Here is a 14,803-nt window from a genome sequence, read left to right as displayed (position 1 = left end):
CGATGCAAGCGGGTGCCGACCGGCTAAGTCCGGGCTGCACCGTGGTTTTTCTGGTCGGAGTGGCAGGATTCGAACCTGCGACCCCCTGATCCCAAATCAGGTGCGCTACCAGGCTGCGCTACACTCCGGTTGGTGCGAACCCCTAGAGAAGCAAGGGGTGCAGCGCAACCCCCAATTTTCGATCATCGCCCGCCATCAGAAACAAAGGAGTTTCGGTGTGCATTTCGTGACCCAAATGCACACCGGATGTTCATCGTATGTTCGCCATCGAACCTGACCTACCACGGTGGCCAAAACTCGATGCCTTTGCCTTGCTATCGGCGGGAAATTCTTGGAGCGCGGCCGAGCCGCTGGGGGGCCGTTAGCCGATCTTGATGCCCATGTGATGGACGTAGCGATCGTTCCCAATGAGGAATTTCCAGCCCGCCTCGCTCGCCAACCGCTCTATCAGGAAGCCTTCATTGTCGCGGCACATGGCGGCTATCCATTCGCGGCCCGATCCGAGCCTGTCGAATTACTGCGCGATGCGACACCTCGTCGTTTCCCACACCGGCGACCCGCACGGCTTCGTCGACAATATCCTGTCGGAGCAAGGGCTGTCCCGCCAAGTGGCTTTGACGGTTCCGAATTTCATGTTCGCGCTTGCCGTTCTAGCCGAAAGCGATCTGATTCGGCTCTGCAGCGACGCTTCGTCGACATGCACGCGGCCCGCTTCGGTGTCGTGGTCATCGATCCTCCGCTGCCTCTCGGAACGTTCACGTTGAACATCATCACACCGAAAGTGGCCATGCCGATGCAGGCATCGAGTGGTTGGTTGGCTTGCTCGCTTCGACATCCGCCACGGATAGAGACACCCTCGCTTGATCTTCTCTCCGCGCAGTCTCGCTGGATACGAAAGCCGCACCCCCAACTCTCGAAAATCTTCAATGATGTGGCTTGAGCTGCCTGCTGGTCAAAACGGCAGCAGCCCGCACCTCCGAAGGTGTAGCATCGAAGCGGCGACGAAACACCCGGTTGAAATAGGACAGGTCGCCGAAGCCCGCATCGAATGCGACGGTGCTGATCTTCTGTCCGGATCGCAGCGGATCGGACAGCATCCGATGGGCGCGGGCAAGCCTTTGGCCGAGCACGAAATCGGTGAAGGTCATCCCCTCAACTTCGAACGCCAACTGCACCGAGCGCGGCGTGACGTGGTGACGCTTGGCGACGGCATCCACTGACACGTCGCCATCGAGGTTGGCGGCAACGTCCGCCTTGATCGCCTGGAGCCTTGCCGCGCGCGCGCCGCGTTCGCGCGCCTGTTCCGCGCCGTCCCCAAGCGCGCCTAGCGTTAGGGCCGCGAGATCGTGCACATGGGTGGCCACGACACGCTGCAGATTGGGTGTGGCGAGCGTTTCCGCCTTGTCCAACGTCCCGAGATAGCCAGAGAGCAGTTGCAGCGCCTCGCTCTGGCGAGGCACGGGCCGGATTAGACGGTCGCCGTAGTCGGGCACCAGCGGTTCGATCGCCGCGACTTCCATCTTCAGCGTCATGAAGCGCGAGCCCGGCGCAATCGTCATGGCGACGCCGGCGTCGCCGGCGATAAATATCGCCTCGCCCTCGGAGGAGACCGCCTCGCGGCGCTGCTGGGAAACGTGCCTGCTGCCTGTCAGATTGATATTGAGATAGATGTGCTCGGGATCGATCTGGCTCTTCGAGCGCCGGACACGAAGGCCTGAACTGGCGACCGACAGGATGTCGAGACCGGGCAGCGGACGCGTGGTTGCCGTGAATTCGGCGAGCTCTCCATCGGCCGGAGCAATATCGCACTCAAGCAAAGCGCCCGTATAGACGTCGTGAAGCATCCCCAGCCGGTCCTTTTCGGGCCAGTCGGCTATCGAGAAGCGCTTCACGGGGACTGCGGCGGTCTGCATCGTCTTGCTCCGCCGGCGGTATGCAGCGGCCGCGTTACAGCACGATATCGCGCCTGCGACAGTTTCGTTTCAGCATTATTTCATCTGGCCATTCATGCCCTGGTTGGCGGGCCGGCTTTCGGTCCAGTCCTATCGTTCCTTCGCATGCGTCCAAGAAGCAGGATGTCCGCGCCTTTATCTCCTGCCGCCATCGAACCGCCGGTTCGCAATTGATCAATCAGGAGTTACTGAAATGGCAATCCCAAGCTTCTTCGGCCCGGAATTCGTCGTGAACACGACGACCGCCGGATTCCAGGGCCTTCCAAACGTTGCCGCATTGGCAAACGGCACGTTCGTCGTCGTCTGGGAAGACGAGACGAATCCGCTGGGCAATACGACAGTGCGAGCCCAGCATTTCGATGCCAGCGGCGCCAAGGTCGGGTCGGAATTCATCATCAATACCAACGAACTCTCCGACGCGCGCAATCCGACCGTGACCGCACTCAGCAATGGCGGCTACGTCGTCGCCTGGGACCATCCCAATGCCGACGACGGCGGCGACGGCTCGGGCTCCAGCGTCAAGGCACAGATATTCGATGCCGACGGCAGCAAGGTCGGCATCGAATTTGTCCTGAACGAGCAGACCGCGCTTGAGCAGGGCGACGTGTCGATAAGCGCATTGGCCGACGGCGGCTTCGTCGCGTCGTGGAGCCACAATTCCGGGGGCGGCGACATCGACGTCCATGGACGCATCTTCAATGCCGATGGCGCGGAGCGCGCCAACGAATTCGCCATTGACGGCAGCCTGGGCTTCGAGGGCACGTCCTCGACGGTCGGGCTGGTGGGCGGCGGCTTCGTCACCGTCTGGGAAGATGCCGGCAATGGCGGCGATGGCGAGACGGACGGCTCCAGCTCCCACATTCGCGGCCAGATGTTCGACGCCAACGGCGCTGAGGTCGGCGACGAGTTCGTTGTCAACAAGACCACGCTTGACCGGCAGTTCGATCCCACGGTCACCGCGCTCGCCAATGGCGGTTTCGCGGTAGGCTGGACCCATGTCTTCGACACAAACGACACCGATGTGCGCATGCGCATCTTCAGCGCCACCGGCGCGCCCCAGTTCAACGATGTGCTGGTCGACGGCGACTCCGACGTCAACGAAGGCAGCGTGTCGATGGTCGGTCTCTCCGACGGCAACATTTTCGTTGCATGGCAGGACCAGGGAAATGGGCTGGAGACCGACGGCTCGTTCTCGCACATTCGCGGCAAGGTTGTCAGCGGATCGACCGGCAGCGATTTGACCGGCGAGTTCGTGATCAACACCACGACCCTGCTCGATCAGCGGGCTCCTTCGGTGACGGAACTCACGGATGGACGGGTCATGGTGTCCTGGCAGGATTCCAGCGCCGTCGGTCAGGCTGCCAATATCGATGTCCGCTCCCAGATCATCGACCCGCGCACCGCGGCGGTGAATCTGGTCGGTACCGCCGACGCAGACGACTGGGTCGGCACGGCCTTCGCCGACACGCTGAACGGCAAGGGCGGCGGCGACAGGATGGTAGGCGGGGCCGGCAACGACACCTACTTCGTCGACAACGCCAAGGACGTCATCATCGAGGCTGCCGGCAAGGGCGCCGACACCGTCGCCACTGGCGTCAGTTATGTGCTTGCCGCCTCGGTAGAGATCGAGACGCTGCGCACCACCTCCAATGGCGGCACCACGGCGATCGACCTCACAGGCAATGGCTTCGCGCAAACTATCATCGGCAACAACGGCGCCAACATCATCAAAGGCGGCGGTGGCGCGGATACACTGCAGGGCCTCGGCGGCAACGACACCTACTCCGTCGATAACGCGAAGGACGTCGTCATCGAGGGTGCTGGCCAGGGCAACGACATCGTCGCCACCAGCGTCAGCTATGTGCTGGCGGCGGGGGCGGAAGTCGAGACGCTGCGCACCACCTCCAACAGCGGCATTGCGGGAATCGACCTGACCGGCAATGCGTTTGCCCAGACCATTATCGGCGACAACGCAAACAACGTAATCAAGGGCGGCGGCGGCGCGGACACACTTCAGGGCCTCGGTGGCGATGACGTCTACTCCGTCGACAATGCCAAGGATGTTGTCATCGAAGGTGCAGGCCAGGGCAACAATGACATTGTCGCGGCCTCCGTCAGCTATGCGCTTTCCGCGGCCGCCCAAATCGAGACGCTACGCACGACCTCCAACGCCGGCACGGTGGCGATCGACCTGACCGGCAATGACTTCGACCAGACAATCTTCGGCAATGCCGGGGACAACACTTTGCGCGGTCTCGGCGGTCGTGACTTCCTGACCGGGCTTGCCGGCAACGACAAGCTGCTCGGTGGTGACGGCGACGACGATCTCTCTGGCGGTCTCGGCTTCGACAAGATGGGCGGCGGCGCAGGCAAGGACAAGTTCACGTTCCTGACGCTGGCGGATTCCGGCATCGGCGCTGCCAATGCGGACCAGATCACCGATTTTGCTGCCGGCGACAATATCAACGTTAGCCAGATCGACGGCATTTCCGGCGGCGGTCGCGATGCTTTCAAGCTCGACGCGGGCGGCGCCTTCGTCGCCGGGGAAATCCACCAGACGGTGTCGGGCGGCAACCTCGTGCTCGACTTCAACGTCGACGGCGATACTGCGGCGGAGATGTCCGTGGTGCTGGTCGGCCATACGGCACTGCTGTCGGCGACGGATTTCCTGTTCCTAACCTGAAAGCCGTCCGGCTGCCCGCTCCAACACCCGGCCTGACAGCAGAAACTCGCGGCGACACCCGTCGCCGCGAGTTGCCCGTTCGGGCGATCGCGAAGCCGCCGCGGCAAGGGCCGTCGCCGTCATGTCGCGGCTGTTGCCCGAGCCGGCACCGATCGGAAGCTCGGCTGTCTTCGCCACACCGTTGGCGTCGAACACCTTCATCAGCGTATCGCCCGACCCGTTCGCGGGCGTATCCAGGTCGCGACGAAGCGATGGCGGCCATTGTCAGGCCGCCATCGGTGCGAAAGACCAGCCTCAAGCTGAGACTTTTGTTGCCGTTGGAGAGATCGGACGATTCAAAGCTGCGATTCGATGGGCAGGTGACGGACCAGTCTGGCCAGAGCTTTCCGATAAATGCCTGCACCGGGTTCATGGCGATATGAGCATATGTCGCCATCAACTTCGTCCCGCCAGCGGAGATGCCCCCCTTCAAGGGATACGCGGTAGCTGGTTCGCGGCGCCTTCTCGCCTTCGATCCGCTCATTGAGTTCGGCGGTCAAACCCTCGTCTTCGAAAAGCACACCCATCTCGGAATTGAGCGACACCGACCGGGGATCAAAATTGAACGAGCCGACAAAACCTATCCTGCCATCGATGGTGAATGCCTTCGTATGGAGGCTGGCCCCCTTCGAACCGAAGACCGAGATGTTTCTCTCGCCCTTGAAGGGCTGCAGTTCAAAAAGTTTGATCCCGGCCCTGAGGAGGGGACCTCGATAGTTGGCGTAGGCGCCATGGACGAAGACAACGTCGGTTGCCGCGAGCGAGTTGGTCAGGACGGATACATCGACACCGCGCTCGACGAGTCCAGACAACAGCGACAAGCCTGGCCGCCCGGGAATAAAGTAAGGCGATACGATCTCGAGATTTGATCGGCTCCCCGCAAGGATAGGCAACAATTCGTTTATAAGCCAGTTCTCGGGCGCGCCACCGAAGACCTTGCACGCCGGATCGGAGATGACGCGCGCATTCTCCGTCCAATGGACGCTGTTGCCCATCGAAATAAATTCATCGATGGACATTCGGGCACTGATGTTGCCGAAGATCCTGTCGTCGTCGCCAATGCTGTTCGCACCAAGACTATCCAGGCGCTCGGCCGACCCCAACGGATGAAGCGTATCGATGCGCCGCGCCGCGGCACAGTTCCAATAGGCTTCAAAGATGTTCTGTGTTTGCTGGACGGCAGCGCCTTGAAGCAGAAAATCAAGGTCGCGAAAATTGGTCTCGGCGGCGCCGAAATAGGCATCACCGATGTTGCGGCCGCCGACGATCGCTATGCGCCGGTCGACGAGCCAAGCTTTGTGGTGCATCCGGCGGGTCATCGCGAACAGCCGAGAGACCAGTTCGACATATCTAAGCCAGCTGCCGTTCCGCAAGCCGCTGGGGTTGAAGAGTTTGAGTTCGATGTTCTGGTGAGCGTTGAGCGCGAGATATGCCCCATCGCTTTTCTGGGGATTCATATCGTCGAGCAGGATCCGGACGCGAACGCCACGTTCGGCGGCGCCCACGACCTCCTGCATGAGTGCACGGCCGGAATGGTCGTCATGCCAGAGATAATACATCAGATCGAGGCTATGGATCGCGCTGCGAGCGGCAAGCACACGAACCGCCATCGCATCGAAATTGTCGGAAACGAGTTGCAGGCCGGTTTTGCCAGCCTTGATCCTGTCGTCGGCGGATTGAGTGATGCCCAGGTCCATGCAATCCCGATTGAATCCGTTTCCGGCTAGGTAACGTGCGAGGGCATTCCCGGTTGCGTGGCAGGCTGGGCTGCGCCGGCAAGGTTCAGTTGCGCCTTGAGAGGGAGGTGATCGGACGCCAGCCGCGCCAACGGGCTTTGGTGGACCTCGATGCGCGATATCAGGCTGGCGGGGCGCGCCAGGATGCGATCGAGCGCCAGCAATGGAAAACGGGAGGGAAAGCTTGGCAGAACGGCATGGATCGGCCCGAAATGCGGCAACAGCGTATTCAGCGACGACCGGTTGCGAACCCGCCATTCGTTCAGATCGCCGAGCAGGATCGTCGGCTGCATGACCGGGTGGGTTGCCTCCAGAAGTGCGTGGGCCTGCAGCGCTCGCGAGCGCCGCAACAACCCAAAGTGTGCCGCGATTACCCTTAGCGCCACACCGCTGATTTCCAGATCGACGATGAGGGCTCCGCGCGGTTCGAGGCCGGGCAGTTTGACCTGTCGAAAACCTTGAACCACGCCACGTCTGACCAGGATGAGATTACCGTGCCATCCATGACTGTCGTTCCGCTGAGGATGTGTCGGGACGAGACCGGTCTTCTTTCGTAAGGCGACAAGATCGAGAAGACCACGCCTGTCGCCGATACGCTCGTCAGCCTCCTGCAACGCAACGACATCGGCGTCGAGCTCGCCGATGACGTCGACGACGCGCGCCGGATCAAACCGGCCGTCGACGCCGACGCATTTATGAACGTTATAGGAAGCAATCGTCGTGCATGGGACGTTGCCGTTCAGCTCGATCGATCTGGGTGCTTCCCGCCGAAACGCCGCGGCGAGCGACTGCGGCAACGTTGGCGGGATATCACTTGGCAATTCGTCAAGGGGCAATTTTTTGGACCGTGAATTGGTTGGTGAATATGATCTTCATGACAATGCAGCAAACGAAAGGCAGTTCCTCTTGGTCAGTCGGCGATGAATAGAGTGCTGCACGCTTTTGCCTGGAACGCTGAGCATAGAGAAGCATTAGGGGTGATGCTCGTCGCAACCTACAACATCAACAATATCAATCGACGCCTGCCCAATCTGCTGTCCTGGCTAAAAGCAAGACAGCCGGATGTAGCTTGCCTTCAGGAGCTTAAATGCACCGACCGCGACTTTCCCGCAGCCGCGTTGGCGCAGTCCGGCTACCGCGCGGTCTGGTCTGGGCAGAAAACTTGGAATGGAGTCGCTATTCTAGCGCGCGGTGCTGAGCCCGTCCTGACGCGCACCGCTCTTCCAGGCGACGATGCCGATCCGCAGAGCCGATATATCGAGGCAGCGGTGGCAGGTATCCTGATTGCCTGCATATATGCGCCAAATGGCAATCCGCAGCCCGGTCCCAAGTTCGACTACAAGCTTGAATGGCTCGACCGCCTCTACAGGCATGCCACCAGGCTGCGCAAGAGCGGTGCGCCGGTAGTGCTTGCTGGCGACTACAACATCGCGCCGACTGACCTCGACATCTATCCGACGAAGTCCTGGGACGACGATGCTCTGATCCAGCCCGAAAGCCGCGCGGCCTTCCGCAAATTGGTGGGTCGAAGCTGGACCGACGCGCTACGCGCCCTTCATCCTGAAGAGCGCATCTACACGTTCTGGGATTACAAGCGGAACCGCTGGGCACGAGACGCCGGGCTGAGGCTCGACCACCTTCTGCTCACGCCGGGCCTGTCCAACCGCCTCGCCGTGGCGGCTGTCGACCGGGACGTTCGTGGGCTCGACGGCGCCAGCGATCACGCGCCGGCGTGGATCGAACTCATATGACGGATGGTGTGTGAGGGCCTATGCGACGGAGAAGTCCGCATTGGTGAGGGCGAGGCCGACCGCGAGCTTGGCGAACTGGATGCCGGCCGAGCCCTTGCCGCCGTCGTGCAGCCGGTTGGCGCCGTCCCGCCGATTATGGTCTGGGCAAAGGTATTGCCGGTCATGTCGCGAGCGAAGGTGCCGCCGGGGTCGTTCGACTGCAGCACCTCGACATGGGCGTCCGCCGCCAGCACATAGTTCGAATGGGCGTTGACAATGTCGGTGCCGCCATTGGCGGTTTCGATCACCAGATCGTCGCTGTTGACGTTACCCCGCCGCACGGCCCGAATCTCCTGAGGCGTCGCCTTGGCCAAAGGAGCGGATCATGACCTCCGGCCAACCCGGTGAATTCCGCGCTCCGACCCGTTTCGCAGGGAAGCGCTCCATGCTCGTCCGCTCGCTACCGCACCTTTCATCGATATGCCGATGCATCAGGCCGTGCTATCTTGCCGGAGGTGCAGGAACGCGAACCGACGGGGCCGAGTGGCACATGTTTGTCACCCGCGTAGGCAAGGCCAATCTGCAACCGGGAAGCGCCGCCGCACCCCGCATAATCTCCCGCCGACCCTGCCAGACGATTTTCAGTCCGCCGCGTCACGCGTCAGCACCGCCGTGCTCAAAGCGGTGCAGCTCTGCAAGGGTTCGAAGTTCGTTCAGCAAGTTGACAGCTCGTCCGATCCGAGAGGAATTCCGCTTGATCTGGGCGAACGGGCCGAATGCCGTGCCGCTGACGGCGCTGCCGAACGGCTGCTTCGTGGTCTCCTGGATGGACGCGAGCGGCGTCGGGCTCGACGGCGATGCGTCGGTCCGGTTGCAGGCCTTCTATGGTAGGGGTGGCAAGATCGGCGGAGAATTCGTCGTCAATACAACCACGACGGCCTCGAATATCGATCCCTCGATCGCTGCGCTTTCCGACGGCCGTATGGTCGTGAGCTGGACAGACGAGAGCGCGGGTGTGCGTGATCTACGAGCACGACACGGGCGATCTTTTCTACGACGCCGATGGCAACGGTGTGGGCGTCGGCGGCATCCTGTTCGCCACGGTCGGCATCGCGCTTGGGCTCACCAATGCGGATTTCGTGGTCATCTGAAGCGATCAAGCGAGGGGCGCGCGACGTCCTATGGTCCATACATAAAATAACGTGCCCGTCCGGCCGAGTGCCGGGCGGCAACCAGGAGGGCAATCATGACACGGAATTTCCCACACGGCGGCGCAGCCGTCTTGACACCAGCAGATGGAGACGACGAGTTTGTCTTCCGGCAAGGCTTCCTCGACGCCCTGCTCAACGGATCTTTCGGTGGCTACGAGGTCATTGTCGGCGAGACGGAGGAGCGTGAAGGGGATGCTGTCGAGACAGGCGCCAGCGGCCTTGCGCTCGCGGCTACCGGTCAGGCTGGCGCATTCGATGCATTGGACAAATCGGACGGCGGCGAGCAGGTCACCGCCCGCGGCTTCATCGCCGGAGCAGAGGCGCCAACCGGTGGCGCCTCCGTTGTGTTTGGTGCCGCCAGTTCGGCCTCGACCATTTCGAGCCGTGCCGCCGCCGGCACGGGCGCGGGCCAAGCCGGCTCTGGCGAAACGCTTGTCGTCGTCAATTCTGGCGCGGCCGGCGGCATCCTTCCCGGTGTCAGCGGCGGCCTCGACGGCATGCAGCCGGGCACTGCCGGCGGGGATGTCTTCGGCGCTGCCGTTAACGGTGCACTGACGTTCGGCGCGGACAAGCATGGTTTCACCGTCCGCACGGCGCTGAATGCCGATTTCGGCTCCGCGGCCGGCTTGAGTTTCGCCGGCAAGCACGAGGACGCTGCGCCGGCAATACCAGCCACGACCGGCACCGTTGCTGCCACCGACCTTGTCGCCGATACGCCGGCATCGGCGCTGTTCGCCGCCGTTGCCAGCAAGCTGGGTGGCGATCTCACCCACCTCGCCCTCGGGATTCCCTTCGCGCAGGACCACAGTTTCTTGGGAAGACAATCCGCGCAGGACGCCGGTTTCGCTGGAGTTTCGGCCACCGTGCCGCAAATGACCATCGTGGACGGCATGGTGGCGATCGACGTTTCGTCGGCAAATGGCGACATCGCAGGGCTGCTGCATCAGCTTGAGGCGCTGGGCCTTCAGCATGGCTCGACCTGGGGCAATCTGTTGAGCGGGCTTCTGCCGGTCGACGCCCTTGCCGAGGCATCGCAACTCGCCAATCTGAACCAGGCGCGTGCCGCCATGGCGTTCGGCAATGTCGGCGCGGTGACAAGCCAGGGCGATGCCTCGATGCATTCGGACGATGCGCGCGCCGCCTTCGGCCTCGACGGTTCGGGCGTGACCGTCGGTATCATGTCCGACAGTTTCAACAATCTCGGCGGCGCGGCCACGGGCATCGCCTCCGGGGACCTACCGGCCAGCGGCGTGCTGGTCCTCAAGGACCTGGCCTCGGGCGGCGCGGACGAGGGGCGCGCAATGGCAGAGATCGTCCACGACGTGGCGCCAGGCGCGGCTCTGCAGTTCCGGACCGCTTTCCTCGGCCAGGCCGACTTCGCCAACGGCATCCAGGATCTCATCACCGCGGGCTCCGACGTGGTCGTCGACGACGTCGGCTATTTCGCCGAACCTTTCTTCCAGGACGGCGTGATCGCCCAGTCGGCCGACCTCGCATTCACCAGGGGCGCAGCCTACTATTCGGCGGCGGGTAATTCGGCCGACGATTCCTACCAGGCGACGTTCGTCGATAGCGGCAAGACGATCAGCTACACCAACAACAACGCAGTCGCGATCACCAACGCCCACTTGCACGATTTCGATGCGGGCGCGGGCGTCGATACGACGCAATCCTTTACTTTCGCAGGGACGACGGCGACCGGGGGTGATACGAACCACTTGCTTCTGTCCTTCCAGTGGGACGAGCCGTTTTCCTCGGTGTCCGCGGGAAAGGGCGCTGTGAGCGACTACGACGTCCTGCTGACCGACAACAATGGCAACATCATCAACAGCGTCATCGCGGCGTCCTCCGTCGTCGGCGGCGACGCAGTGGAGATCTTCGACGTCACATACACGGGGGCCGATCCCACCCAGATGAACATTTCAATTGCGCGGGCTTCCGGCAGCACCGCCAATCTCCTCAAGACAGTGATTTATACCGATACCGGGTTCACCCTCGACGAGTTCGACACCCAATCCTCGACAAATGCCGGCCACGCAAACGCGGCAATCGCGCAGGGCGTCGCGGCCGCGTTTTTCGGCGATACGCCGGAGTTCGGGCTCGACCCGGCAGTCAGCGAGTGGTTTTCGTCGCTGGGCGGCACGCCGATTCTGTTCGACACGGCCGGCAACCGGCTGCCGACGCCGCTCGTCCGTGCCGGCCCCGACATCACCGCGCCGGACGGCGCCGACACGACGTTCTTCGGAGGCGACACGGACGACGCCGGTGCGTTCCCCAACTTCTTCGGAACCTCCGCCGCCGCGCCGCATGCCGCCGCCGTCGCGGCCCTGCTCATGCAGCGCAACCCGAATGCCTCGATCGACGACATCTACGACACGATCAGGCTGACCGCGCACGACATGGGGGGCGCCGGCGACGGCCAGCTGTCGGGTGCCGGGCTGATCGATGCCAACGCCGCCTTGGCGGCGCTCAACCTGGACGATAGGCTTGTCGGCGACAGCCTCGCCAACAGCCTCGACGGGCTGCTCGGCAACGACCGCCTGTTCGGGTTGGGTGGCGCCGACACGCTTGACGGCGGCAAGGGCATCGACATTCTGGAGGGTGGCGCCGGCGACGACAAGTTGATCGTCGACGATGCCGCCGACGTCATCGTCGAAACGGCCGGCAACGGCAGCGCCGACCGGGTGATGGCGCGGGTGAGCTACGTTCTCGCCGCGGACGACGACATCGAGCTTCTCACCACCACATCGTCATCCGGCAGCACGGCGATCAACCTCACCGGCAATGCCTTGAAGCAGGAGATCATCGGCAATGCCGGGGTTAATATCTTGGCCGACGGCGGCGGCGCCGGCGATCTCCTCCGAGGGCTCGGCGGCAACGACGTCTACATCGTTCGCAGCGCCGCAACGGTGATCGTCGAAACGTCAACCCAGGGAACCGCCGACCGGGTGTCGGCGGCGGTGGACTATGGTCTCGGCGCGGGGGTGCGGGTCGAACAAATCACCACCACCGCTTCGTCCGGCACCTCCGGCATCGACCTCACCGGCAACGAGATCGCGCAGTCGATGACCGGCAATGCCGGCTCGAATATCGTCGACGGCAAGGGCGGCAACGACACTTTGACGGGCCTCGGCGGCAAGGACTTCTTCGTGTTTTCGTCAGCGCTTGGCGCGAGCAACGTCGACAAGATCACCGATTTCAACGTCGCCGACGACACGATCCAGCTGGAGAATGCAGTCTTTACCGCGCTGACGTCGACCGGCGTTCTGGCTGCCGCTCTCTTCAAGGACAATTTCCTGGCACCGATAGATGCCGACGACCGCATCATCTACAACTCCAACAGCGGTTCACTGTTCTACGACGCCGATGGGGCCGGCGGGGCGGCGGCCGTGAAATTCGCGACACTGTCCACGGGCCTGGCGTTGACCGCCGCCGATTTCGTAGTGATTTGACACGTTCAGCGATGCCTGCCGGACACTGTGTCCGGCAGGCGGCTTTAGGAATACTCCGGCTTGGCGCCCCCGCCCCTGCCGAGATCCACCAGATAGCTCGACCTTGAGATCGACAAGCCACCTCTATTGCGTCACCATTCCGACCAGGGATCGCAATAAACCAACCAGCAGTTCCAGGTCTGATGGCCGATCACGGCATCACCTGTTCGATGAGCCGGTCGGGCAATGTCCTGGACAATGCCGCAATGGAGGGCTTCTTCTCGTCCCTCGAGCCCGAAGGCACAGCGCGCAAGGTCTACAGGACGCGGGATGACGCCAGGGTGGACGTGTTCAATTGCATCGAGCGCTTCTACAACCCTCGGCGACGGCACTCGACATTGGGATATGTGAGCCCTGTCGAGTCCGAGGAGAAAGCTATGTTAGCTTAACCTGGTGTCCGAAAAACCCGCAGCGGGCCAGTGCACCTGATCGCCCACCGGCTCACAGACCTGTCTGCCGATCGGAACAACGTCGGCAGCCGTGATGCATCCTTTCTGCTGCCTCACGGTCGCGGCGATGAATTCCATCACGTCAGCCCCGTCTCGATCCGCGAACGCTTTCGCGCAAAGGACCTAAGCCCAGCGATATCTACGTCCCCGATCTCCACGTCGACACCATAAAGGCCAACCCGAGGGACTTTCAGTGAAGGCCATCTTCAAGCATACAAGGACTCGCCTTGATCTCTGCTTACCTGCACCGGGATGTCGGCGGAGGAGATGTTACCCTTGGCTTTGCACTGGCAGTCGGCAGTACGGCTTCTTCTTCCGGTCGTGTGCCTGGGGTGCGCTCTCGGGTTTCGAGCCAGCGGCGGCTCGACCGAAGGCTGGTCTCTGCCCCTCACCATTCTGGTTTCCGCCCTCGTAATTGGCTTGGTGGTCGCGACTGTGTTCGTGGTCCTGCATCATGCGGAGGCTTTGGCGAGTGTTGTCGGCGAGCCGTTCGGCACGCTGATATTGACGCTTTCGGTTACCATCATCGAGGCCTCGGTCATCGTCTCGATGATGCTTCATGGCGAAAACAATCCGGCGCTCGCAAGGGAGTCGGTTTTCTCGACCGTGATGATCGTCACGACCGGCATCGTCGGCGTATGCCTGACATTGGGCGGCTTGCGCCATCGGAGCCAGGATCTGCGGCGACAGGGGACCAGCGCATTCCTGGCCGTGCTGATGGCACTGTCGGTGCTGACCCTGATCTTGCCGAACTACACGCTTTCAACCAGTCCAGGCACGTTCTCTTCACTGCAACTGGAATTTGTTTGCATCCTGTCAATCCTGCTCTATGGCGCATTCCTTTTCTCGCAGACGGTTCGCCATCAGGACGACTTCCGTGAAGAATTCCAGAGAGAGGCGGCTCAAAACGGGCATGGGTCCCATCAGAAAAGCACCGTCGTGAGCGCCCTGCTGTTGGCAACCGGTTTGGCCGGCATCGTTCTCTTGGCCGAGCAACTTGCCGCTGCGACGGAAGATGGGCTGGCCGCAGTGGGAGTTACACACATCGATGCGATCATCGGAGCATGCATCGCCACGCTGGTCCTGTTGCCGGAGGCACTTTCGGCAATTCGCGCGGCACTTGGCAACGAACTTCAGCGCAGCCTGAACGTCGCGCTGGGTTCGGCATGTGCCACGATCGGTCTCACAATACCGGCCGTGGCGGTGGCCAGCCTCTTCAGCGGCCGCGAGCTCACGCTGGGGCTGGAGGCAGGAGATACCGTGATTTTGATTCTGGCGCTGTCGATTAGCGTCGTAAGCTTCAGCACAGGACGCACCACCGTCCTGACCGGCCTGGTGCATGTCGTCGTGTTCGTGGCCTACCTGATGCTAATCGCTGTTCCGTAGCGCGACGCGACGAGGCCCACCTGCCGGTGAGCGCAATCATTGCCGCTATGCGTCCCGATGACGTCGTTGCTGGCGCCGTCCTTGATAGCGCTGGCCGTGCCACCTAACCGTAACCTGGGAAATTCT

At 62.3% G+C, this 14,803-nt stretch carries 10 protein-coding genes, 1 tRNA gene and 1 pseudogene; 6 read left to right on the top strand and 6 right to left on the bottom strand.

Annotated elements, in window-relative coordinates; all coding sequences use genetic code 11:
* Positions 1-51: 51 nt before the first annotated feature.
* Both ABMA59_RS17870 and ABMA59_RS17865 read right to left on the bottom strand, forming a co-directional pair.
* Positions 52-128: transfer RNA gene (locus ABMA59_RS17870), tRNA-Pro, on the bottom strand.
* A gap of 795 nt (positions 129-923) precedes the next feature.
* Positions 924-1,913, bottom strand: coding sequence for an AraC family transcriptional regulator (locus ABMA59_RS17865; RefSeq protein ID WP_349006734.1), 990 nt, complete (start codon positions 1,911-1,913; stop codon positions 924-926).
* A gap of 232 nt (positions 1,914-2,145) precedes the next feature.
* Between ABMA59_RS17865 and ABMA59_RS17860 the strand changes: the two genes are divergently transcribed.
* Positions 2,146-4,635, top strand: a complete 2,490-nt coding sequence (locus tag ABMA59_RS17860; protein ID WP_349006733.1) for a calcium-binding protein — start codon at positions 2,146-2,148, stop codon at positions 4,633-4,635.
* Here ABMA59_RS17860 and ABMA59_RS17855 read toward each other — a convergent pair.
* From ABMA59_RS17855 to ABMA59_RS17845, 3 genes are all read right to left on the bottom strand, one after another.
* Positions 4,627-4,836, bottom strand: coding sequence for a hypothetical protein (locus ABMA59_RS17855; RefSeq protein WP_349006732.1), 210 nt, complete (start codon positions 4,834-4,836; stop codon positions 4,627-4,629). The genes ABMA59_RS17860 and ABMA59_RS17855 overlap by 9 nt on opposite strands.
* 134 nt (positions 4,837-4,970) lie before the next feature.
* Complete coding sequence (locus ABMA59_RS17850; protein WP_349006731.1) at positions 4,971-6,371, bottom strand: phospholipase D family protein; 1,401 nt, start codon at positions 6,369-6,371, stop codon at positions 4,971-4,973.
* 26 nt (positions 6,372-6,397) lie between these two features.
* Positions 6,398-7,231: an endonuclease/exonuclease/phosphatase family protein gene (locus tag ABMA59_RS17845; RefSeq protein ID WP_425475941.1), complete on the bottom strand. Its 834-nt coding sequence runs from the start codon at positions 7,229-7,231 to the stop codon at positions 6,398-6,400.
* Between the two features lie 159 nt (positions 7,232-7,390).
* Here ABMA59_RS17845 and xth point away from each other — a divergent pair, with 159 nt between their 5' ends.
* Complete coding sequence (gene xth, locus ABMA59_RS17840) at positions 7,391-8,161, top strand: exodeoxyribonuclease III (protein WP_349006864.1); 771 nt, start codon at positions 7,391-7,393, stop codon at positions 8,159-8,161.
* Here the strand turns inward: xth and ABMA59_RS17835 are convergent.
* Complete coding sequence (locus tag ABMA59_RS17835; RefSeq protein WP_349006730.1) at positions 8,131-8,481, bottom strand: hypothetical protein; 351 nt, start codon at positions 8,479-8,481, stop codon at positions 8,131-8,133. The genes xth and ABMA59_RS17835 overlap by 31 nt on opposite strands.
* A gap of 672 nt (positions 8,482-9,153) precedes the next feature.
* Between ABMA59_RS17835 and ABMA59_RS17830 the strand changes: the two genes are divergently transcribed.
* The 4 genes and pseudogenes from ABMA59_RS17830 (at position 9,154) to ABMA59_RS17815 (ending at position 14,677) form a co-directional block, all read left to right on the top strand.
* Positions 9,154-9,291: a hypothetical protein gene (locus ABMA59_RS17830; RefSeq protein WP_349006729.1), complete on the top strand. Its 138-nt coding sequence runs from the start codon at positions 9,154-9,156 to the stop codon at positions 9,289-9,291.
* 95 nt (positions 9,292-9,386) lie between these two features.
* Positions 9,387-12,803 (top strand): S8 family serine peptidase, encoded by a 3,417-nt coding sequence (locus ABMA59_RS17825; RefSeq protein ID WP_349006728.1) that lies wholly within the window; start codon positions 9,387-9,389, stop codon positions 12,801-12,803.
* Positions 12,804-12,917: 114 nt separating this feature from the next.
* Positions 12,918-13,231: pseudogene (locus ABMA59_RS17820) on the top strand (integrase core domain-containing protein); the annotation flags it as partial.
* Positions 13,232-13,567: 336 nt separating this feature from the next.
* Entirely contained in the window at positions 13,568-14,677 is a 1,110-nt protein-coding gene (locus ABMA59_RS17815; RefSeq protein WP_349006727.1) for a calcium:cation antiporter, read from the top strand.
* Positions 14,678-14,803 lie beyond the last annotated feature (126 nt).

Origin of the sequence: Mesorhizobium yinganensis, from assembly GCF_040081985.1 — a bacterium.
In the GTDB taxonomy this organism is placed as follows: domain Bacteria; phylum Pseudomonadota; class Alphaproteobacteria; order Rhizobiales; family Rhizobiaceae; genus Kumtagia; species Kumtagia yinganensis.
The sequence above is the reverse complement of the archived record's forward strand: the minus strand, read 5'-3'. Positions and strand labels throughout refer to the sequence as shown.

Bases quoted from the DNA above. Each gene is read 5' to 3' on its own strand.
- ABMA59_RS17855 (WP_349006732.1), bottom strand. From the start codon at position 4,836: ATGAAGGTGTTCGACGCCAACGGTGTGGCGAAGACAGCCGAGCTTCCG.
- ABMA59_RS17850 (WP_349006731.1), bottom strand. From the start codon at position 6,371: ATGGACCTGGGCATCACTCAATCCGCCGACGACAGGATCAAGGCTGGC.
- ABMA59_RS17860 (WP_349006733.1), top strand. From the start codon at position 2,146: ATGGCAATCCCAAGCTTCTTCGGCCCGGAATTCGTCGTGAACACGACG.
- ABMA59_RS17825 (WP_349006728.1), top strand. From the start codon at position 9,387: ATGACACGGAATTTCCCACACGGCGGCGCAGCCGTCTTGACACCAGCA.
- xth (WP_349006864.1), top strand. From the start codon at position 7,391: ATGCTCGTCGCAACCTACAACATCAACAATATCAATCGACGCCTGCCC.
- ABMA59_RS17865 (WP_349006734.1), bottom strand. From the start codon at position 1,913: ATGCAGACCGCCGCAGTCCCCGTGAAGCGCTTCTCGATAGCCGACTGG.